A 19526-nucleotide genomic window follows, 5' to 3' on the forward strand; every position below is an offset into this window, starting at 1 on the left:
CTAACTAAGTTACATGAAGCGTAATAGCCGACTGTCCTCCACTCTGCACATCCTCGTTCACATGGCCGAGAAGCCCGAGCAGGCTCTGACCTCCGAGCAGCTTGCCACCTTCATCCATACCAATCCGGTGGTGGTGCGCCGGACCATCGCAGGCTTGCGTGACGCCGGCATCGTCACCTCGTCACGCGGACATGGCGGCGGCTGGCTGCTCGGGCGCGCGCCCGAGAACATTTCACTGGCCGAGATCAGCCTTGCCCTTGGCGAGACGCTGCTGCCGTTCAGCACCGAACCGGAAAGCCCGGGCTGTCTCGTCGAGCAAGCGGTGATCGCCGTGCTCGACGATTTTCGCATCGCGGCCGAGAAGCTGCTGGCGGAGAAGCTCAGCCGCATCACGCTGGCCGACCTGACAGCCGATTTTCACCGTCGTTTCGACCTCGTTGGAGTTTCCAGCCATGCAGTATGATCTTGCCGTTATCGGCGGCAGCTTCGCCGGCCTGTCCGCCGCCATGCAGGCGGCGCGGGCGCGGCGCACCGTGCTGGTGATCGACGCCGGCCAGCCGCGCAACCGCTTTGCCGCGCATTCGCACGGCTTTCTCGGCCAGGACGGACGCACGCCTGGAGCGATCCTGGACGATGCAAGGCGGCAATTGCTTGCCTACCCGACGGCCAGGCTTGTGACCGCACGGGCGGACAAAGCCATTGCCAACAGCAGCAGCGATTTCGAAATCACCACCGATGGCGGCGAGACGTTCGGCGCCGCACGACTGGTGCTGGCAACCGGCGTGCGCGACATCCTGCCGGAGGTTCCGGGGCTTGCCGAGCAATGGGGCAGAACCGTGCTGCATTGCCCCTATTGCCACGGCTACGAGGTTTCCACCGGGCCGCTCGGCGTGCTCGCGACCGGCCCGATGTCCATGCATCAGGCGCAACTGATTTCCGATTGGGGCGACATCACGCTGTTCGGCAACGGACTGATCAAGCCCGATGCCGACGAGATGCATGCGCTTGAGAGCAGGAATGTAAGGTTCGAGCCCGCGACGGTCAACGAACTGAGCGATGATGGCTCCGGCGGCTTGGTTGTCCATCTCGTCGATGGCCGGCAGGCTGGCGTCAAGGCGATATTCACCGCGCCACGCAACACGATGGCGAGCCCGCTGGCCGAACAACTCGGCTGCGGCCTCAAGGACGGCCTGCTCGGCCCGATGATATCAGTCGATGACCGGCAGCAAACGACGGTTCCCGGCGTCTATGCCGCCGGTGACGCGGCACGTGCGATGCACAACATCGCCTTCGCCGTGTCGGGCGGCACCTTCGCGGGCGTGTGCGCCCACCAGTCGCTGGTCTTCGGCTAAATTCCGCCGGCCACGCTGAGGCGCGCCCCGGCTTGCGCCAGTGCCGCGGCAATGTCGTGCGGCGGCGCGCGGTCGGTGGCGAGTTCGGAAAAGCCGTCGAAGCCGCAGACCTGGACCAGGCCATGGCGGCCGAACTTCGTGTGGTCAGTGACGACCAGCGAGCGCTGGCCCCGCGACAGCACCATGCGGGCGAATTCCGCCTCGTCCAGATCAAAGTCCATGACACCCGTCACCGCATCCACGGCGCCGGTGGAGATGATGGCGTGGCTGACCGAGAAGCGGCTGACGAACTCGATGGCCGACGTCCCGAACGCGGCGCCTGAATCGCTGCGCAGCTCGCCGCCGGCCATATAGACCTTGTTGCCGTTGATGGTGGCCAGGGTGCGGGCGATGTCGGACGAGTTGGTGACGACCGTCAGGCGCCGGTGGCCGAGCAGTTCGCGCGCCAGGAACGAGGTCGTGGTGCCGGTGTCGAGCATGATCGATTCGCCGTCGCGGATAGTGGCCGCGACCGCGCGGGCAATGCTTCGCTTGGCGTCGGCATGCTCGCGCATGCGCCGTTCGAACGGCGCTTCGCCGACCATCGACGGCAGGCCGATGGCGCCATGCATCTTCAGAACCGAGCCGTCGCCGGTGAGCGGCTTGACGTCGCGGCGCACGGTCTCGAGCGAAACGCCCAACCGGTCGGCCAGGCTGGCGATAGTGACGGTTCCCTCTTCCTGCAGCAGCCGCAGGATCTCGCCATGCCGTTTCGAGTGGTTCATATGGGCGTCCCAAATGACCGTTTCTAAGGCATTCTTAGCGCTTTTAAAGGAGCTGCCCATGCTTTCGGGCGAAACACCCAAAAAAAGTCACATCTTTTCGTTGACAGAAGAGCAACCCCGGCGTGAAATCCATCTTCAACGGGTTCGGAACTGCAGCGGGATGGTAATTGGCAGAGCCGCAATTCACTGACCCCAGGCAGCCTGTAACGTGTCTGGCGCAAGGAATTTTCAGATCCGCGGGGGCGGATGCCGGGCTCAAAAACCTGGCCAAGGGGCTCGTCGGTGCGGTGCGGGATACCGATCCTGGCATCCCGCACCGACGAGATTGTTTGCGTTTCACCACGCCGCCGTTGCGCGGCCCATGGCGCCATATCGAAGCCCAGCAAACCAGGCCTGCCAACCAGGGATGATCCCGTGATTGCCGAAGACCGCATCCACGCCCTGCCGTGCTGGACGGGCGCCATCGAGATCGCGCCGCTGCCCGGCGGCCTGAGCAACGCCAATTATGTGGTCACCGATGCGGCCGGCAAACATGTGGTGCGTTTCGGCCAGGATTATCCGTTCCACCATGTCTTCCGCGAACGGGAGGTGATGACCGCGCGGGCGGCTCACGCGGCGGGCTTCGCACCGGCGGTCCGTTATGCCGAACCGGGGATCATGGTGACGGCGTTTCTTGGCGCCAGAACCTATCTGGCCGAGGACGTGCGCGCCAATCTCCGCCGCGTCGCGACGCTGATGCGCGGCTTTCACCGCGAGATGCCCAACCATATCTCCGGCGCCGGCTTCATGTTCTGGGTGTTCCACGTCATCCGCGACTATGCGCGCACGCTCGACGAGGGCAACAGCCGCAAGCGCGGTGACCTGCCGCGCTTTCTGGCGTTGGCCGACGAACTGGAGCGCGCCCAGAAATTGCTGCCGATCGTCTTTGGCCACAATGATCTTTTGCCGGCTAATATTCTCGACGACGGCGGCAGGCTTTGGCTGATCGATTTCGAATATGCCGGCTTCAATACGGCGATGTTCGACCTTGCCGGCGTCGCCTCGAACGCGGGCATGAGCGACGAGGAATCCTTCGCCTTCCTGACCGCCTATTTCATGAAGGAACCGGACGAGGCGATCCGCCGCTCGCACGCCGCCATGCAATGTGCCTCGCTGCTACGCGAGGCGATGTGGAGCATGGTGTCGGAGCTCTATCTCGACGCCCCGGGCATCGACTACGTCGCCTACACCGAGGAAAACCTGGCGCGGCTCGACGCGGCGCTGGAAAACTACCGGATAAAATACGGGATCCTGAAATCATGACCTTGCCTAGCCAGGCCGAGATCGTCGTCATCGGCGGCGGCATCATCGGCTGTTCGACGGCCTATCATCTGGCGCGTGACCACAAGGCCGACGTGGTACTGCTCGAACAGGGCAAGCTGACCTCGGGCTCGACCTGGCATGCCGCCGGCCTGGTCGGCCAGTTGCGCTCGTCGGCCTCGATCACGCGGGTACTGAAATACTCGGTCGACCTCTACAAGGGGCTGGAAGCCGAAACCGGTCTTGCCACCGGCTGGAAGATGACGGGGTGCCTCAGGCTCGCCACCAATGCCGACCGCTGGACCGAATACAAACGGCTGGCGACCACGGCGAAAAGCTTCGGCATGGACATGCAGCTGCTGTCTCCGGCGGAGGTCAAGGCGATGTGGCCCTTGATGGAGACCGGCGATCTCGTCGGCGCCTCCTGGCTGCCGACCGACGGCCAGGCGAGCCCTTCCGACATCACGCAGTCGCTGGCCAAGGGCGCGCGCATGCACGGCGCCAATCTCTACGAGGACGTGCGCGTCACGGGTTTCGAGATGAAGGGCGACCGCATCACGGCGGTGAAGACCAATCAAGGCGACATCGCTTGCGACAAGGTGGTGAACTGCGCCGGGCAATGGGCGCGGCAGGTCGGCGCGATGGCCGGCATCAACGTGCCGCTGCAGCCGGTCAAGCACCAGTATATCATCACCGAGAAAATCGCGGGGCTGGCAACCGACGCGCCGACGCTGCGCGACCCCGATCGGCGCACCTATTTCAAGGAGGAGGTCGGCGGGCTGGTGATGGGCGGCTATGAGCCGAACCCGCAAGCCTGGACGACCAATCTTCCCGGGGGCGACGTGCCCAATGATTGGGAGTTCCGGCTGTTCGACGACGACTACGATCATTTCGAGCAGCACATGGCGCAGGCGATCGCGCGGGTGCCGGCGCTGGAGACGGTCGGTGTCAAGCAGATGATCAACGGATCGGAAAGCTTCACGCCGGACGGCAATTTCATCCTCGGTGTGGCGCCCGAATGCGCCAACATGTTCGTCGGCGCCGGCTTCAACGCCTTCGGCATCGCCTCGGGCGGCGGCGCCGGCTGGGTGCTGGCGCAATGGGTGGTCGACGGCGAGGCGCCGCTCGACCTTTGGGTGGTCGACATCAGGCGTTTTTCCAACCTGCACCGCGACCGGCAATGGGTGAGCGAACGTACGCTGGAAGCCTATGGCAAACATTACGCGATCGGCTTCCCGCATGAGGAATACACCAGCGGCCGGCCGCGCATCGTCTCCCCGCTCTACGACAGACTGAAAGACCATCGCGCCGTGTTCGGCTCCAAGCTCGGCTGGGAACGGCCGAACTGGTTCGCGCCGGAGGGCGTCGAGCCGAAGGACATCTATTCGATGGGCCGGCAGAACTGGTTCGCCGCCGTCGGCGACGAACATCGGCACGTGCGCGAGCATGTCGGTATCTTCGACCAGTCGTCCTTCGCCAAGTACGAGCTGAGCGGGCCCGACGCGGCGAGGGCCCTGGACTGGATCTGCGCCAACGATGTCGGCAAGCCGGTCGGCCGGCTGACCTACACGCAACTCCTCAACACGCGCGGCGGCATCGAGGCCGACCTAACCGTGTCGCGGCTGGCCGAGGAAAAATTCTATATCGTCACCGGCACCGGTTTCCGCACCCATGATGCCTCGTGGATCAGCGACCATATTGGCCACGGCCTCGATGCACAGCTCGCCGATGTCACCGAGGACTTCGGCACGCTGTCGCTGATGGGACCGCGCGCCCGCGACGTACTTTCGGCGGTGACCGATGCGGATGTGTCGAATGCCGGCTTCCCGTTCGGCCATGTGCGCGAGATCACAATAGCCGGTCACACGGTCCGGGCGCTGCGCGTCACCTATGTCGGCGAACTGGGCTGGGAACTGCATGTGCCGATCGCCGCCACCGGCGAAGTCTTCGACGTGCTGATGGCGGCCGGCGGGAAGCACGACATCCGGCCGGTCGGTTACCGCGCGCTGGAATCGCTGCGGCTGGAAAAGGGTTATCGCGCCTGGGGCTCCGACATCACGCCCAACGACACACCGCTGGAGGCTGGGCTCGGCTGGGCGGTCAAGCTGCGCAAGAACACCGACTTCGTCGGACGGCGCGCACTCGAGAAGGTTGGCGGCGCCTCGCTGAAGAAGTGCTTTGCCGGTTTCACGGTCTATGATCCGGAGATCGTGCTCGTCGGACGCGAGACCATCCTGCGCGATAGCCAGCCGGTCGGCTATCTCACCAGCGGCGGCTATGGCTACACGGTGGGAAAGAACATCGGCTACGGTTATGTGCGCAACGCTGACGGAGTAAGCGATGATTTTCTCGCCTCGGGCAGCTATGAACTTGTGGTGGCGATGGAGCGGACGCCGGCTCAAATCCATCTTGAGCCGCTATACGACCCGGCAATGGAGCGCGTGAAGGCTTAACTCACGCGCAAGGCGAGGCCACGGCTGGGGACGGTATCGGCCTCGCCTGGCATTGAGACATATGGTCGTGTTTCCTCGACCCGCGTGACCAGGCCTTGTGCCTCAAGTTCGGCGATGCGCGCGGCAAAACCGTGATCCCACAACGTGTTCTTGACCGTCAGCACGATCACCCCACCCGGCCGGCAGATGCGGATCAGTTCGTCCAGTCCCTCGGCGCCGACATGGCCGGAGGTAAAGACGCCGGCCGAGATGATGCCGGCATAGGTGCTGTCGGCAAATGGCAAGGCGCCGCCGAGCGCCAGGCAATGCAGCGCCGAATAGACGCCCTTGCGCGCGGCCTGATCCAGCATGCCTTGCGAGATATCCAGCGCCTCGACCTGGGGATAGCCGGCAATATCAAGCCACTCGCCGATCAGCCCGGTGCCGGCCCCGGCGTCGAGCAGCGGGGCTGACCCGCGCGGCAGATGGCGGGCGAGCAAAGCAAGGCAGATGGTCGGGTGGCGGTAGCCGGCTGCCGACATGTCGGCGTCGTAGGTTTGCGACCAGCGGTCGTACAGTGCCGCCACCTCTTCCGGGCGCTTGGCCGCGTAGACCTCGCCGAGCGCGCCTTGATGTTTGCTGTCCGCCACGTGCCCACCATTCCTCGTCTCGCCGCGATGATAGCCAAACGGCGAAAATTGTGGAACCGTGCAGCCGAGAAATAACGCGTGGGGACGCAGGCATGGGGACAGACGAGGCGCGGGCAAAACTTGCCGTCATTCCGGTACTGGCCGGCTATACTGGGCGGCTGGAACGGCTCGGCGGCTTGACCAACCTCGTCTTCAAGGCCGGCGATTACTGCCTGCGTATTCCAGGCAAAGGCACCGAGGAATACATCAACCGCGCCAACGAGGCGATTGCCGCGCGTGAGGCGGCAATAGCCGGGGTCAGCCCCGAAGTGCTGCATGCCGACGCTGCCAGCGGCCTCATGGTGACGCGCTATATCGCCGGCGCCGAGACGATGTCGCCGGAGAAATTCAGGGAGCGGCAGGGCAGCCCGGCCCGAGCGGCCGAGGCCTTCCGCAAGCTGCACGCGTCCGGCGCGGTGTTCCCCTTCCGCTTCGAACTGTTTTCGATGATCGACGACTATCTCAAGGTGCTGTCGACCAGGGATGTCGCCCTGCCCGCCGGCTATCATGACGTGGTGCGCGAGGCCGAGAGCGTACGTTCGGCCTTGGCCGTCCGCCCCTTGCCCCTCGTCGCCTGCCATTGCGATCCGCTGTGCGAGAACTTCCTCGATACGGGCGAGCGGATGTGGATCGTCGACTGGGAATATTCGGGGATGAACGACCCGCTCTGGGACCTCGGCGACCTCAGCGTGGAAGGCAAGTTCGACGCCGCCCAGGACGAGGAGCTGATGCGCGCCTATTTCGGCGGCGAGGCGAGGCCGGCGGAGCGCGGCCGCATCGTCATCTACAAGGCGATGTGCGATCTGCTCTGGACGCTGTGGGGGCTGATCCAGCTTGCCAACGAAAATCCCGTCGACGATTTCCGCGCCTATGCCGACGGCCGCTTCGCCCGCTGCAAGGCGCTGATGGAGACAGAGGAGTTTTCGCGGCACCTGGCGGCGGTACGCAAGGGCTAGGCACCAGAAATCCAGCCTTAGTTCACGCCTTTCGGCACGTTCTCCGGCGGCACCGTGGTGTCGACCACCTTCTGGCGGTGGAAGATGAACATGCCGGCCAGGACGATGATGCCCGAGCCGATCAGGATGCGCGGGCCGGGAACGTCGCCGAAGAACACCAGCCCGAACACCACCGCCCACAAGAGCAGCGTGTAGTGCAGCGGCGCCAGCGTCGAGGCCGGCGCCAATTTCAGTGCCCTGGTGATCATCAGATGCGCCCCGCAGGAAACGATGCCGAGCAGCAGCATGGCGCCGAAATCAAGCGCAGACGGCGTCTTCCAGGCGCCGATGGTGAGGGCGCCGCCAACCGCCAGCGTGCCGATCGTCTGCCATGTCACCAGATTGGTGTCGCTGGTGCCGCGCAGGCGCCGGTTAAGGATGATGGCGAAGGCGAAGGCAAGGCTGCCGACAAGTGCGAAACTCGATGACAGCGAAAACGCGGCAGAGGAGGGTTTCAGCATGATGACCACACCGCAGAAGCCAAGCAGGATCGCCACCCAGCGGCGCCAGCCGACCTTTTCGCCAAGCAGGAAATGCGACAGCGCCGCCACATAGATCGGCCCGGCCATGTAGAAGCTCATCACATCGGCAAGCGGCAGGTAGACGACGGCGGCGTAGAACAAGGCGGTGTCCAGTGTCGTCGCCACCACGCGCAGGATCTGCAACCCTGGCCGCTCCAGCTGGAACAGTCTGCCGGCGCCCTGGTTGGCGATCATCGGACCCAGCACGAAGAAAGCGCCGATCGAGCGGATCAGCACCACCTGGCCGACGGAGAAGCTGGCGACCAGCCACTTGCCCATCGCATCATTGAGCGCAAACAGGAAGTCGCCGGCCAGCATCAGCAGGATGCCGGCCAGGAGGACATTCTTGATTGTGGAATTCCGCGCCACGGGTTGCGTCATGCCGGCCCCGATTCCTCCCTCGCCCGAGCCGCGTCGTAGACGGAAGCGCCGGCTTTGACGAGGAGAAATCGGGAAATAGGTAAGACCAGCGTCGGGAATCGGCTGTATCTAGGTGGATATGTGCCTGCGATTCACCTGCGACGGCCTGCCGGAGATGGAAAGCCTGGTATCCTGCCTCGTCCGCTTCGCCACCACCTTGCCCCTGGCAATGACGCAGATGCGCTCGGCGCGCAGGCGCAGAGCCTCGATCGGATTGCCGGCATCGAGGATCACCAGGCTGGCGCGCTTGCCGACGCCGAGGCCGAGATGGTCGAGGCCCATGATCGCGGCATTGACGTTGGTGACCATATCGAAGCAGCGCGCCATGTCGGCGGGGCTCGACATCTGGGCTACATGCAGGCCCATGAAGGCGACGTCGAGCATGTCGGCGGTGCCCAGCGAATACCAGGGATCGAGCACGCAATCCTGACCCCAGCCGACACGGATGCCCAGCGCCAGCATCTCCTTGACCCGCGTCATGCCACGCCGCTTCGGGAATGTGTCGTGGCGGCCCTGCAGCATGATGTTGATCAGCGGATTGGGGATCGCGGAAACGCCGGCTTCGGCGATCAGCGGCAGAAGCTTCGAGACGTAGTAATTGTCCATCGAATGCATCGAGGTGAGGTGCGAACCGGCCACCCTGCCCTGCAGGCCGAGGCGCTGCGCTTCATAGGCGAGCTGTTCGATGTGGCGCGACAGCGGGTCGTCGGTCTCGTCGCAATGCAGGTCGACCATGAGCCCGCGTTTTGCCGCGATCTCGCACAGTTCGGTAACCGAGCGTGTGCCGTCGGCCATGGTGCGCTCGAAATGCGGAATGCCGCCGACGATGTCGACGCCAATGTCCAGCGCGCGAATGGTGTTTTTTCGCGCGGTCGGCGAGCGATAGAAGCCGTCCTGAGGGAAGGCAACCAATTGCAGATCGATATAGGGGGCGACGATTTTCTTGACCTCCAGCAGCGCCTCGACGGCCAGCAGCCGGTCGTCGCAGACGTCGACATGGGTGCGGATGGCGAGCAGCCCCATCGACACCGCCCAGTCGCAATAGGCGAGCGCCCGGTCACGCACGGCCTCGTGCGTCAGGAGCGGCTTCAGTTCGCCCCATAGCGCTATGCCTTCGAGCAGCGTGCCCGACGCGTTGATACGCGGAAGGCCGTAGGAGAGCGTCGCGTCCATGTGGAAATGCGGATCGACGAAGGGCGGTGACACCAGATTGCCATGGGCGTCGACCTCGGTCCGCGCGGAACCGTCGAGCTTCGGCTCGATCGCGGCGATCGTCTCGCCGCTGATGCCGATGTCGGCGATGCCGCCATCCGGAAGCGTGCCGCCGCGCACAATAAGATCGAAATCCATCTGTCATCATCCTGCTTGAAGAATCACTGCCGCATCGTGTCTCAAAAGACACCCCGCCGCAGCGGTTTCTTTCCATGGCGGCGAAAGGTTCCCTCCGGCGGCATCTCCCTCTATAAGCCGCCTTCGTCATCCCGGCATCAAGGATCAGCCGTTGTTTCGCTTCTTCCGCTCGACGGAGAACCAGCGCCTCGTCGCAAGGCTGCTCCGGGAATCGTTCCGGCAACACAGGGCCGGCTACGCCGCCGCCATCCTGTCGATGCTCGTGGTGGCCGGCATGACGGCCGCCAGTGCCTGGATCCTGCGTGAAATCACCAATGAATTCGTCATCGATAAACGGGTCGACCGCGTCAATATGATCGCCGTGGCGGTCGCCGGGATCTTCATCGTCAAGGGCATCGCCAATTTCGTCCAGGCCTATTTCATGAGCCGCGTCGGCAACGCCATCATCGCCGAACGGCAGCGCAAGATCTATGACCGCATCCTGGCGCAAGGCATCGAATTCTACCATTCGACCTCGTCGTCCGACCTGATCACCCGCATGACCAACAATGCCCAGGCGGCGCGCAACGTGCTCGACCTCATCGTCACTTCCTACGTGCGCGATCTGGTGACGCTGGCTGCCCTGATTGGGGTCATGGTCTGGCAGCAGCCGGCGCTGTCGCTGATCTGCTTCGTCGTCGGTCCGTTGGCCATCTATGGCGTCAACCGCATCCTGAAGCGCGTGCGCAAGTTCGCCGCCATGGAGTTCCGGTCGGTCGGCCAGATCGTGCAGGTGATGCAGGAAACCGCGATCGGCGTGCGCGTGGTCAAATCCTTCAACCTCGAAGGCCTGATGCGCAAACGCATGTACAGGGCGGTGGCGGACGTCGAGGATCGGGCCAACAACATCGCCGCGCTGGAAGCGGTGACCAATCCGGTGATGGAAACGCTGGCCGGCCTGGCGATCGCCGGCGCCGTCATGGTCAGCGGCTTGCTGGTCCTGCAGGGCGGCCAGATGCCTGGCAACATCATGGCCTTCATCGCCGCGCTGCTGCTTGCCTATGAGCCGGCAAAGCGCCTGGCGCGGGTGCGCATATCTCTGGAAAGCGGCATTGTCGGCGTGCGCATGATGTTCGAGCTCGCCGACCAGCCGCTGACATTAGCCGAGAAGCCGGATGCGAAGCCGCTTCGGGCCGGACCGGGCGAGATCCGGTTCGATGCCGTCAGCTTCGCCTATCAGAACGGTCCGCCGGTGTTGGACCGGTTCGACCTGACCCTGGCGCCCGGCAAGATGACGGCGCTGGTCGGCCCCTCCGGCGGCGGCAAGTCGACGATCCTGAACCTGATCATGCGCATGTATGACCCGAAGAGCGGCAGGGTGCTGCTTGACGGCCAGGACATTTCCCATGCCACGCTCGCCTCACTGCGGGAAAAGATCGCCTATGTCAGCCAGGATACGTTCCTGTTTGCCGGCACGATCATGCACAACATCCGGCTTGGGCGCGAGGATGCGACCGACGACGAGGTGATCGCCGCGGCCAGGGCCGCCAACGCGCATGACTTCATCGTCGCGCAGGCGAAAGGCTACGAGACGGATGTCGGTGAGAATGGCGGCCTCTTGTCGGGCGGCCAGCGCCAGCGCATCTCGATCGCGCGCGCCATGCTGCGCAATGCCGAAATCCTGCTGCTGGACGAGGCAACGAGTGCGCTCGACGCCGAGTCGGAAGCGCTGTTCCGCGACGCGCTGCAACAGCTGACGGAAGGGCGCACCACAATCGTCATCGCACACCGCCTCTCGACCGTGCACCAGGCCGACACGATCGTGGTGCTGGAAGCCGGCAAGGTGGTGGAAAGCGGGCCGCACAAGATGCTGCTCGGGCAAGGCGGGCTTTACCAGAAGCTGTATGAATATCAGCTGATGCCTTAATGTGGAGCGGCGCAAGTCGAGACAGGTAGTCCTGCGGAGTTTGTGCCGCAGCGCCTGCCTGACGAGATTCGAACTTTACTCCGGCACGTGCCTCACCGCCCCCTTGTCGGCGCTGGTGGCGAAGGCGGCGTAGGCGCGCAGCGCCGTCGTCACCTTGCGCTTGCGCTTTTCCCGCGGCTTCCAGGCGTCCGCGCCCCTGGCCTCCATCGCCGCTCGGCGCGCATCGAGTTCCGCGTCATCGACGGCAAGGCGAATGGTGCGGTTCGGGATATCGATCTCGATCGTATCGCCCTCCTGCACCAGTCCGATCAGCCCGCCTTCCGCCGCTTCCGGCGAAGCATGGCCGATGGACAGGCCCGAGGTGCCGCCGGAGAAGCGCCCATCGGTGACCAGCGCGCAGGCCTTGCCGAGGCCTTTCGACTTCAGATAACTGGTGGGATAGAGCATCTCCTGCATCCCGGGGCCGCCGCGCGGACCCTCATAGCGGATGACGACGACGTCACCAGCCTTGATCTCATTGGCAAGGATCGCCTTGACCGAAGCATCCTGGCTTTCGAAGACGCGAGCCGGTCCGGTGAATTTCAGGATCGATTCGTCGACGCCGGCTGTCTTCACGATACAGCCGTCGAGCGCCAGATTGCCTTTCAGGACGGCAAGGCCGCCGTCTTTCGAGAAAGGCGTATTGGCCGAGCGGATGACGCCTGTCTCGCGGTTCATGTCGAGCTCGTCCCAGCGACGGTCCTGGCTGAAGGCGACCTGCGTGGGCACGCCGCCGGGCGCGGCGAGAAAGAAGTCGCGCACATTCTGGCTCGAGGTGCGCGAAATATCCCAATGGTCGAGCGCCTCGCCGAGGCTCGCCGTATGCACGGTTGGCAGGTCGCGGTTGAGCAACCCGGCATTGTCGAGCTGGCCAAGGATGGCCATGATGCCGCCAGCGCGGTGGACGTCTTCCATGTGGACGTCGGACTTGGCCGGCGCCACCTTGCATAGCACCGGCACCCGCCGCGACAGCCGGTCGATGTCTTCCATGGTGAAATCGACCTCGCCCTCATGCGCGGCGGCCAGAATGTGCAGCACGGTGTTGGTGGAGCCGCCCATGGCGATATCGAGCGTCATGGCATTCTCGAAGGCGCCCTTCGAGGCAATGCTGCGCGGCAATGCACTCTCGTCATCCTGCTCGTAGTAGCGCTGGGCGAGATCGACGATGAGATGGCCGGCCTCGACGAACAGGCGCTTGCGGTCTGCATGCGTAGCCAGCGTCGAGCCGTTGCCGGGCAGCGACAGGCCCAGCGCCTCGGTCAGGCAGTTCATGGAATTGGCGGTGAACATGCCCGAACAGGAACCGCAGGTCGGGCAGGCCGAGCGCTCGATGACCTTGACGTCCTCGTTGGAGATCTTGTCGTCGGCGGCCGCAACCATGGCATCGACGAGGTCGAGCGCCTGCGTCTTGCCGGCCAGCACAACCTTGCCGGCTTCCATCGGGCCGCCGGAGACGAAGACGGTCGGGATGTTGAGGCGCAATGAGGCCATCAGCATGCCGGGCGTGATCTTGTCGCAATTGGAAATGCAGACCATGGCGTCGGCACAGTGCGCATTGACCATGTATTCAACGGAATCGGCGATCAGCTCGCGCGACGGCAGCGAATAGAGCATGCCGTCATGGCCCATGGCGATGCCGTCGTCGACGGCGATGGTGTTGAATTCCTTGGCGACACCGCCGGCCTTCTCGATCTCGCGCGCTACCAGTTGGCCGAGGTCCTTCAGATGGACATGGCCCGGCACGAACTGGGTGAAGGAGTTGACCACCGCAATGATCGGCTTGCCGAAATCGCTGTCCTTCATGCCAGTAGCGCGCCACAGGCCGCGGGCGCCGGCCATGTTGCGGCCATGGGTGGTGGTGCGGGAGCGATAGGCGGGCATGAATTTTCCTTGGCTGTCTGGCTGCGCTCGATGCGGAGCGTGGCGGCGCTGAATTTTGATCGCAGGGTTTATAGACCGCCAAGTATGGTCTGGCCACATTTTTGCAATGCGCCAGGTTCTCCTGAAAAAACGAGCGTCTCAGAAAAATTCGATGTCTATGTCGGGTCGGGCGTATCAAGGCCGTCCTTGGGCAGACGGCAAGAAATGGCACCATTCTCGGAGTCAGCCGTTTCATTGTAACAGCAGGAAGCAACCTAGGAGCACGACATGCAAAAGATCACCACCTGCCTGTGGTTCGACGGCCGGGCAGAAGAGGCGATGAATTTCTACGTCTCCATCTTCAAGAATTCGAAGGTTACGAGCGTTCTGCGTTGGCCCGAGGGTCACGCAGATGCGGGCAAAGTGCTGATGACCACGTTCGAGCTCGACGGCGTGCCGTTCCAGGCGCTTAATGGCGGACCGCAATTCAAGTTTAACGAGGCGATGTCACAGTCGATCGACTGCAAGACGCAGGAAGAGGTCGATTACTTCTGGGAGAAGCTTATCGAAGGTGGCGGCGAACCTTCGCAATGCAGCTGGCTAAAGGACAAATTCGGTGTGTCTTGGCAGGTCGTGCCGGAGCAGCTGCCGCGCCTGCTTCTGGATCCGGACAGGGCCAAGGCCGGCCGGGTGATGTCGGCAATGATGCAGATGAGCAAGATCGATATCGCTGAGATCGAAGCGGCGGCCAAGGGGTGATCATAAGAGTAGAGTAGTGAGTAGTTGCTAGTGAGTAGTGCGACGGGAGAACGAGGCGCACCTACTCACTACTCACTACTCACTACTCACTACTCACTAGAATCACGCCGCCTTGTCTCGCACCTGATAATCCTTGATCGTGGCGAAGCGGATCGCCTTCCAGCGTTCGGCTTCGTAGTTCAGCGAGAAGGCATGCTGGGCGAGGAAGACCGGGTCGTTGTCGAGGTCGCGGGCGATGTCGCCGCGATGCGCCTCGATGAAGCGAAGCACCTCGCCCTTGTCGTCGGCCGATATCCAGCGGCAGATGGAAAAGCGCGACATCTCGAATTCGACCGGCAGCGTATATTCGAAGTTCAGCCGCTCTTTGAGCACATCGAGCTGCAGCGCGCCGACGACACCGACGATGGCCGGCGAGCCGTCTTCCGGCGAGAACAGCTGGACGACGCCCTCCTCTGCCATCTGGTGCAGCGCTTCCTTGAGCTTTTTCGCCTTCATCGCGTCGCCGAGACGGACGCGACGCAGGATTTCCGGGGCGAAGTTGGGCACGCCGCGAAACAGAATTTCCTCGCCTTCGGTCAACGTGTCGCCGATGCGCAGCGTGCCGTGGTTCGGAATGCCGACGACATCGCCGGCAAACGCCTCGTCGGCGGTGACGCGGGTGCGGGCAAAAAAGAATTGCGGCGCCGAGAGTGACATCGGCTTGCCGGTGCGCACCAGCTTGGCCTTCATGCCGCGCTCGAGCTTGCCCGAGCAGACGCGCACGAAGGCGATGCGGTCGCGGTGATTGGGATCCATGTTGGCCTGGATCTTGAAGACGAAGGAAGTCATTTTCTCCTCCGTCGCCTCGATAGTGCGGGTATCGGCCTCCTGCGCGCGCGGCGGCGGGCCAAAGGCGCCAAGCGCCTCGATCAGGTCGCGCACGCCATAATTGCGCAGCGCCGAGCCGAAATAGACCGGCGTCAGATGGCCCTCGCGAAAGGCCTCGATGTCGAGCGGACGGCAGGCTTCTCGCGCGAGCTCGAGTTCCTCGATGAAGGCCTCGCGCTCGTTTTCCGGCAGAAGGCCGGCAACGCGGTTGGAATCGGGACCGTTGACGGGGGTGCGTTCCTTCTCGTCATCGCCCTTGCGCACGGCGTTCAGCGCCAGGTGATAGGTACCGGAGAAGGTCTTGCCACGGCCGATCGGCCAGGTGATGGGCGCGGTGTCCAGCGCCAGCTTCTGCTCGATCTCGTCCAAAATCTCGAACGGATCGCGGCTTTCACGGTCCATCTTGTTGACGAAGGTGATGATCGGGATGTCGCGCAGCCGGCAGACCTCGAACAATTTCAGCGTGCGCGGCTCGATGCCCTTGGCGGCGTCGATGACCATGACGGCCGAGTCGACCGCCGACAGCGTGCGATAGGTATCGTCGGCGAAATCCTCGTGGCCCGGCGTGTCGAGCAGGTTGAAGACGTTGTCCTCATATTCGAAGGTCATCACCGAGGTGACGACCGAAATGCCGCGCTCGCGCTCGATCTTCATCCAGTCGGACCGGGTCTGGATACGGTCCTTCTTGGCCTTCACCTCGCCGGCAAGCTGGATGGCGCCGCCGAACAAAAGCAGCTTTTCGGTCAGCGTCGTCTTGCCGGCGTCGGGGTGGGCGATGATCGCGAAAGTGCGGCGGCGCGCCACTTCCTCTGGGATAGTTTCGGGCATTCTCTTGGGATTTCCGTGTGACAGGCCGGGCTTCTAGCAGCGCAGCGCCGGGCTGTCGACCGGTCCGGCGGCGTGAACACCGCCGGTTGCGGGGCTTGCTTCAGGCTGGCTCGTTCAAGCGGCCTGCCTGAACGACCCCCGGAAGCCATCCGGCATGGCACTGCCGCGCCGCGAGATGAAAGGCAAGGGCCGTGCCCCAATCCTGGGCGACCAGCACCATGTCCTGGATGCCGAGCGCGTCGAGGAAGGCCTCGAGATAGCGCACATGGTCGAAGAAGCGATGATGTCAAGATGCATAATTTTGCGCTGCCAATGTTGGCAACGGGCCGCCGGAATGGCACTGGGATGAACCGTCCCCCGATCACGAGGCAAAGGAGCGACCATGACCGAGGCGAAACAAGTGATCGTCATCGGCGCCGGCATCATCGGTGCCTCCATCGCATGGCATCTGACCAAGGCCGGGGCGCGGGTGACGGTGATTGCCGACAGCAAAATCGGTGGTGTCGCAACGCCGAACTCGTTTGCCTGGATCAATGCAAGCTGGGGTAACCCGGAGCCGTATTTCCGGCTGCGCACCCGCGCCATGGCTGAGTGGGCTCGCCTAGCGCGGGACCTGCCCGGCCTGCCGCTCAATTGGTGCGGCGGCCTGTGCTGGGATCTGCCGGCGGCCGACATGGAGACCTATGCAGCGGAGCATTCTGAGTGGGGCTACGGAATCGAGCGCGTCGACCGCGGCGAGGTGGCGCTCATCGAACCCAATCTCACCGAGCTTCCCGATTTCGCCCTGCATGTCGCAGAAGAGGGTGTCGCCGAGCCTGTCGCGGCCACCAAGGCACTGCTGGCCGATGCCGAACGGCGCGGCGCGCGAATCCTCTTCAGCACGGTGACGGCGCTTGTCCAAAGCGTCGGCAAGGTCACCGGCGTGGACACATCGCATGGACTGTTTGCCGCCGACGAGGTGGTGATCGCGGCCGGCGTGGGTTCGCCAGACATTGCCGCGACCGCCGGCATCAACCTGCCGATCGAGACACCGCCCGGGTTGATCGTCCACTCGCGGCCTTACAAGAAACTGCTCAACGGGCTGGTGCTGGCCGAGCGCCTGCACATGCGTCAGACCGCCGAGGGTCGAATCATCGCCGGCTCGGATTTCGGCGGCGCCGATCCCGGCATGGACGCCGAAGCCACGGCGCGTGAATTGTTCGCGGCCATGAAGGCCATGCTGCGCGACAGCGACGGGCTGGAGCTGGATTTCCACACCGTTGGCTACCGGCCGACACCGATCGACGGCTTTCCGATCATCGGCCGCGCCAAAGGCAAGGAGGGTGTCTATATCGCGGTCATGCATTCCGGCATCACTCTGGCGCCAGCCATCGGCCTGTTCGCCACGCGCGAAATTCTTGATGGCAAGCGCGACACGCTGCTGGCGCCCTACGGATTGGATCGCTTCGCTCAATAGCCGGGCGGACGGCGAAAGCCGCTGGTCAAGGGCATCATCGCCCTGGCGATGCCGAGCAGCCGCGCCTCCGACCAGCGTTTGCCGACCAATTGCAAGCCGATCATCACGCTGCACGCCATGATTGAGGTCGTCACTCTACGGCGCCCCCTTTGTCCTGCCGGACATCTCCCCCACGGGTGGGGAGATTGGCAGTTTTCGGCGCTTCGCTCTGTCCTGCAACGCTGGGGATTGGCGAAAGCCATTGAGGCATCCGATCTCCCCCCTTGTCGGGGAGATGTCCGGCAGGACAGAGGGGGGCGCTGTCCCGCGACGTTACTCAATGCGGCGAAAGCCTATCCAACCAGCGCCAGTTTTGCCGCGACCGGAGCGAATGGATGTATGTCGATGCCATCCCTGGTCATGGTGACGAAGCTCGATGGCGGAATCGCCTGCCAGTCGCCGCCCTCGCGATCGAAGGGTTCGGAGACGATGCAGCGGCCGGCCCCTTTGCGGAAAATGGACGTGTAAAGCGTCGGAGCCTGGCCATCGGTGGCATAGCGCACCGCATACAATGCCTGTCCGTCGCAGAAGGCGGCGGTCAGTTTCAGCGCCGGCTCGAGACCGGCACGACGCGAGGCTTCCAGCACCCGGCTGGTGGCGCGCGAGACGGCGCCTTGCGGGTCGGCCGAAAGACCCTCGTCGATCATGAGCAGAAAAAAGAGTTCGGAATCGGTGGTGCCTTCGCGCTGGTCGAAAACGGCGTCGGACAGCGAGTTCTCCAGCGCGCGGCGGATTTTTTCGAAACCGCCGATCTGGCCGTTGTGCATGAACGACCAGCCTTCTGAGATGAACGGATGGCAGTTCATGCGGCTGGTGGCGCTGCCGGTCGAGGCCCTGACATGGGCGAGGAACAGGCTGGACTTGATCTGCCGGCACAGGCTTTTCAGATTGGGATCGGACCAGGCCGGCAGGATATCGCGGTAGAGGCCGGGTTCTGGCCTCTCGCCATACCAGGCAAGGCCGAAGCCGTCGCCATTGGTGGGCGACTTCGCTTCCTGGGCGCAATGGCTCTGGGCGATCAGCGAGTGACAGGGCGCCGTGAGGATGTCTTCGAGAAAGACCGCTTCACCGAGATAGGCCGCCCACCGGCACATCGCTTCTGTCTTCCTCTAGGCGCGATCCGGAAGAGCAGCGGGCTCGTTGATCGCGTGCGTGCCTCTGTTGTGCGTCCGCTCGTAGAGCTCGCGAATGATTCGGCTGGCGGTAGTCTCGAAGAGAAATGGCAAGAAAGCGTGAACAAAAGCTGCTCCCGCCGCCATCAGCAGGCGCGAGGAAAACCAGGCGGCGAAGGCCATATGGCTGAAATAGGTTTCGCCGACCTTGGCCGGATGAGAGGTGAAAATCCTTGCGACCGACATGCTGTTTCCCCTTCAGCGCTTTTCGTTTCGATATGAGTATCCTGGCACGCCTCACCGGTTCATTGGTCCCAAAATATCCTTGTATTTTGCTATTCCATGGGACAAATATCCCAATATGAGCTTTGACATCGACGAAATTGATCGAAAACTGCTCGCCGAATTGCAACGTGACGGCACGCTGTCGGTCGACCAGCTGTCGGAGCGCGTGGCCTTGTCGCGCAATGCCTGCTGGCGTCGCGTCAAGCGGCTGGAGGAAGATGGCGTCATCACCGGCCGCGTGGCGCTGGTCGATGCCGAGAAGCTCGGGCTGGGCCTTTCGGTGTTCATCCTGATCCGCACATCCAATCACGACCCCGACTGGCTGCAGAAATTCCGGGCGGCGGTGACCGGTCTTTCCGAGATCATCGGGGTCTACCGGATGTCCGGTGATCTCGACTATGTGCTGCGCGCCCGCGTCGCCGACGTGAAAGCCTATGACCGGCTCTACCAGCGGCTCATCGCCAAGGTGGCTTTATCCGATGTCTCCGCCTCCTTCGTGATGGAGGAGATCAAGGAGACGACGGTGGTTCCTATGGAACTCCGCTAGGCCACA

At 63.6% G+C, this 19526-nt stretch carries 18 protein-coding genes and 1 pseudogene; 9 read left to right on the forward strand and 10 right to left on the reverse strand.

Annotation, left to right across the window (positions count from 1 at the left end):
• Window positions 1–13: 13 nt before the first annotated feature.
• Window positions 14–463, forward strand: a complete 450-nt coding sequence (locus FJ543_RS14095) for an Rrf2 family transcriptional regulator (RefSeq protein WP_140660563.1) — start codon at window positions 14–16, stop codon at window positions 461–463.
• Complete coding sequence (locus tag FJ543_RS14100; protein WP_140723157.1) at window positions 453–1352, forward strand: NAD(P)/FAD-dependent oxidoreductase; 900 nt, start codon at window positions 453–455, stop codon at window positions 1350–1352. The genes FJ543_RS14095 and FJ543_RS14100 overlap by 11 nt, the downstream gene beginning before the upstream one ends.
• Here FJ543_RS14100 and FJ543_RS14105 read toward each other — a convergent pair.
• Window positions 1349–2116, reverse strand: a complete 768-nt coding sequence (locus FJ543_RS14105; RefSeq protein WP_015314141.1) for a DeoR/GlpR family DNA-binding transcription regulator — start codon at window positions 2114–2116, stop codon at window positions 1349–1351. The genes FJ543_RS14100 and FJ543_RS14105 overlap by 4 nt on opposite strands.
• Before the next feature lie 414 nt (window positions 2117–2530).
• On the opposite strand from FJ543_RS14105, the gene FJ543_RS14110 reads away from it, so the two are divergent.
• Together FJ543_RS14110 and FJ543_RS14115 are read left to right on the forward strand one after the other, a co-directional pair.
• Window positions 2531–3418 carry a phosphotransferase family protein gene (locus tag FJ543_RS14110; RefSeq protein WP_140614878.1) on the forward strand — a complete coding sequence of 296 codons (888 nt, stop codon included), beginning with the start codon at window positions 2531–2533 and terminating at the stop codon, window positions 3416–3418.
• The gene (locus FJ543_RS14115) at window positions 3415–5868 is read left to right on the forward strand and encodes an FAD-dependent oxidoreductase (RefSeq protein ID WP_140875617.1); all 2454 of its coding nucleotides are present in this window, start codon (window positions 3415–3417) and stop codon (window positions 5866–5868) included. The genes FJ543_RS14110 and FJ543_RS14115 overlap by 4 nt, the downstream gene beginning before the upstream one ends.
• Here the strand turns inward: FJ543_RS14115 and FJ543_RS14120 are convergent.
• Window positions 5865–6497, reverse strand: coding sequence for a class I SAM-dependent methyltransferase (locus tag FJ543_RS14120; RefSeq protein WP_140614880.1), 633 nt, complete (start codon window positions 6495–6497; stop codon window positions 5865–5867). The two genes, FJ543_RS14115 and FJ543_RS14120, sit on opposite strands and share 4 nt — an antisense overlap.
• A gap of 92 nt (window positions 6498–6589) precedes the next feature.
• Between FJ543_RS14120 and FJ543_RS14125 the strand changes: the two genes are divergently transcribed.
• Window positions 6590–7492, forward strand: a complete 903-nt coding sequence (locus FJ543_RS14125; protein WP_140875619.1) for a phosphotransferase family protein — start codon at window positions 6590–6592, stop codon at window positions 7490–7492.
• 17 nt (window positions 7493–7509) lie between these two features.
• On the opposite strand, the gene FJ543_RS14130 is transcribed toward FJ543_RS14125, so the two are convergent.
• Both FJ543_RS14130 and FJ543_RS14135 read right to left on the reverse strand, forming a co-directional pair.
• Window positions 7510–8433, reverse strand: coding sequence for a DMT family transporter (locus FJ543_RS14130; protein ID WP_140875621.1), 924 nt, complete (start codon window positions 8431–8433; stop codon window positions 7510–7512).
• A gap of 108 nt (window positions 8434–8541) precedes the next feature.
• Complete coding sequence (locus FJ543_RS14135; protein ID WP_140875623.1) at window positions 8542–9822, reverse strand: amidohydrolase family protein; 1281 nt, start codon at window positions 9820–9822, stop codon at window positions 8542–8544.
• A gap of 151 nt (window positions 9823–9973) precedes the next feature.
• On the opposite strand from FJ543_RS14135, the gene FJ543_RS14140 reads away from it, so the two are divergent.
• Window positions 9974–11728: an ABC transporter ATP-binding protein gene (locus tag FJ543_RS14140; RefSeq protein WP_140714208.1), complete on the forward strand. Its 1755-nt coding sequence runs from the start codon at window positions 9974–9976 to the stop codon at window positions 11726–11728.
• 75 nt (window positions 11729–11803) lie between these two features.
• On the opposite strand, the gene ilvD is transcribed toward FJ543_RS14140, so the two are convergent.
• Window positions 11804–13648 (reverse strand): dihydroxy-acid dehydratase, encoded by a 1845-nt coding sequence (ilvD, locus tag FJ543_RS14145; protein WP_140875625.1) that lies wholly within the window; start codon window positions 13646–13648, stop codon window positions 11804–11806.
• A gap of 267 nt (window positions 13649–13915) precedes the next feature.
• Here ilvD and FJ543_RS14150 point away from each other — a divergent pair, with 267 nt between their 5' ends.
• Window positions 13916–14386, forward strand: a complete 471-nt coding sequence (locus tag FJ543_RS14150; protein ID WP_015314150.1) for a VOC family protein — start codon at window positions 13916–13918, stop codon at window positions 14384–14386.
• Window positions 14387–14488: 102 nt separating this feature from the next.
• Here the strand turns inward: FJ543_RS14150 and FJ543_RS14155 are convergent, their stop codons facing one another.
• Together FJ543_RS14155 and FJ543_RS14160 are read right to left on the reverse strand one after the other, a co-directional pair.
• Window positions 14489–16081: a peptide chain release factor 3 gene (locus FJ543_RS14155; RefSeq protein ID WP_140614886.1), complete on the reverse strand. Its 1593-nt coding sequence runs from the start codon at window positions 16079–16081 to the stop codon at window positions 14489–14491.
• Window positions 16082–16241: 160 nt separating this feature from the next.
• Window positions 16242–16364: pseudogene (locus tag FJ543_RS14160) on the reverse strand (alpha/beta fold hydrolase); the annotation flags it as partial.
• Window positions 16365–16463: 99 nt separating this feature from the next.
• Between FJ543_RS14160 and FJ543_RS14165 the strand changes: the two are divergent.
• A complete protein-coding gene (locus tag FJ543_RS14165; protein ID WP_140875627.1) occupies window positions 16464–17537 on the forward strand; it encodes an FAD-binding oxidoreductase in 1074 nt (357 codons plus the stop codon).
• On the opposite strand, the gene FJ543_RS31450 is transcribed toward FJ543_RS14165, so the two are convergent.
• From FJ543_RS31450 to FJ543_RS14175, 3 genes are all read right to left on the reverse strand, one after another.
• Window positions 17531–17671 (reverse strand): hypothetical protein, encoded by a 141-nt coding sequence (locus FJ543_RS31450; RefSeq protein WP_157163613.1) that lies wholly within the window; start codon window positions 17669–17671, stop codon window positions 17531–17533. The genes FJ543_RS14165 and FJ543_RS31450 overlap by 7 nt on opposite strands.
• 198 nt (window positions 17672–17869) lie before the next feature.
• Window positions 17870–18670 (reverse strand): class II glutamine amidotransferase, encoded by an 801-nt coding sequence (locus FJ543_RS14170; RefSeq protein ID WP_140875629.1) that lies wholly within the window; start codon window positions 18668–18670, stop codon window positions 17870–17872.
• Between the two features lie 15 nt (window positions 18671–18685).
• On the reverse strand, window positions 18686–18934 hold the full coding sequence (locus tag FJ543_RS14175) for a DUF6356 family protein (protein ID WP_015314154.1): 249 nt from the start codon (window positions 18932–18934) through the stop codon (window positions 18686–18688).
• A 115-nt stretch (window positions 18935–19049) separates the two neighbouring features.
• On the opposite strand from FJ543_RS14175, the gene FJ543_RS14180 reads away from it, so the two are divergent.
• Window positions 19050–19520, forward strand: a complete 471-nt coding sequence (locus FJ543_RS14180) for an Lrp/AsnC family transcriptional regulator (RefSeq protein WP_023772539.1) — start codon at window positions 19050–19052, stop codon at window positions 19518–19520.
• Window positions 19521–19526 lie beyond the last annotated feature (6 nt).

The sequence above is a fragment of the Mesorhizobium sp. B2-5-7 genome (assembly GCF_006440875.1).
Classification (GTDB): Bacteria; Pseudomonadota; Alphaproteobacteria; order Rhizobiales; family Rhizobiaceae; genus Mesorhizobium; species Mesorhizobium australicum.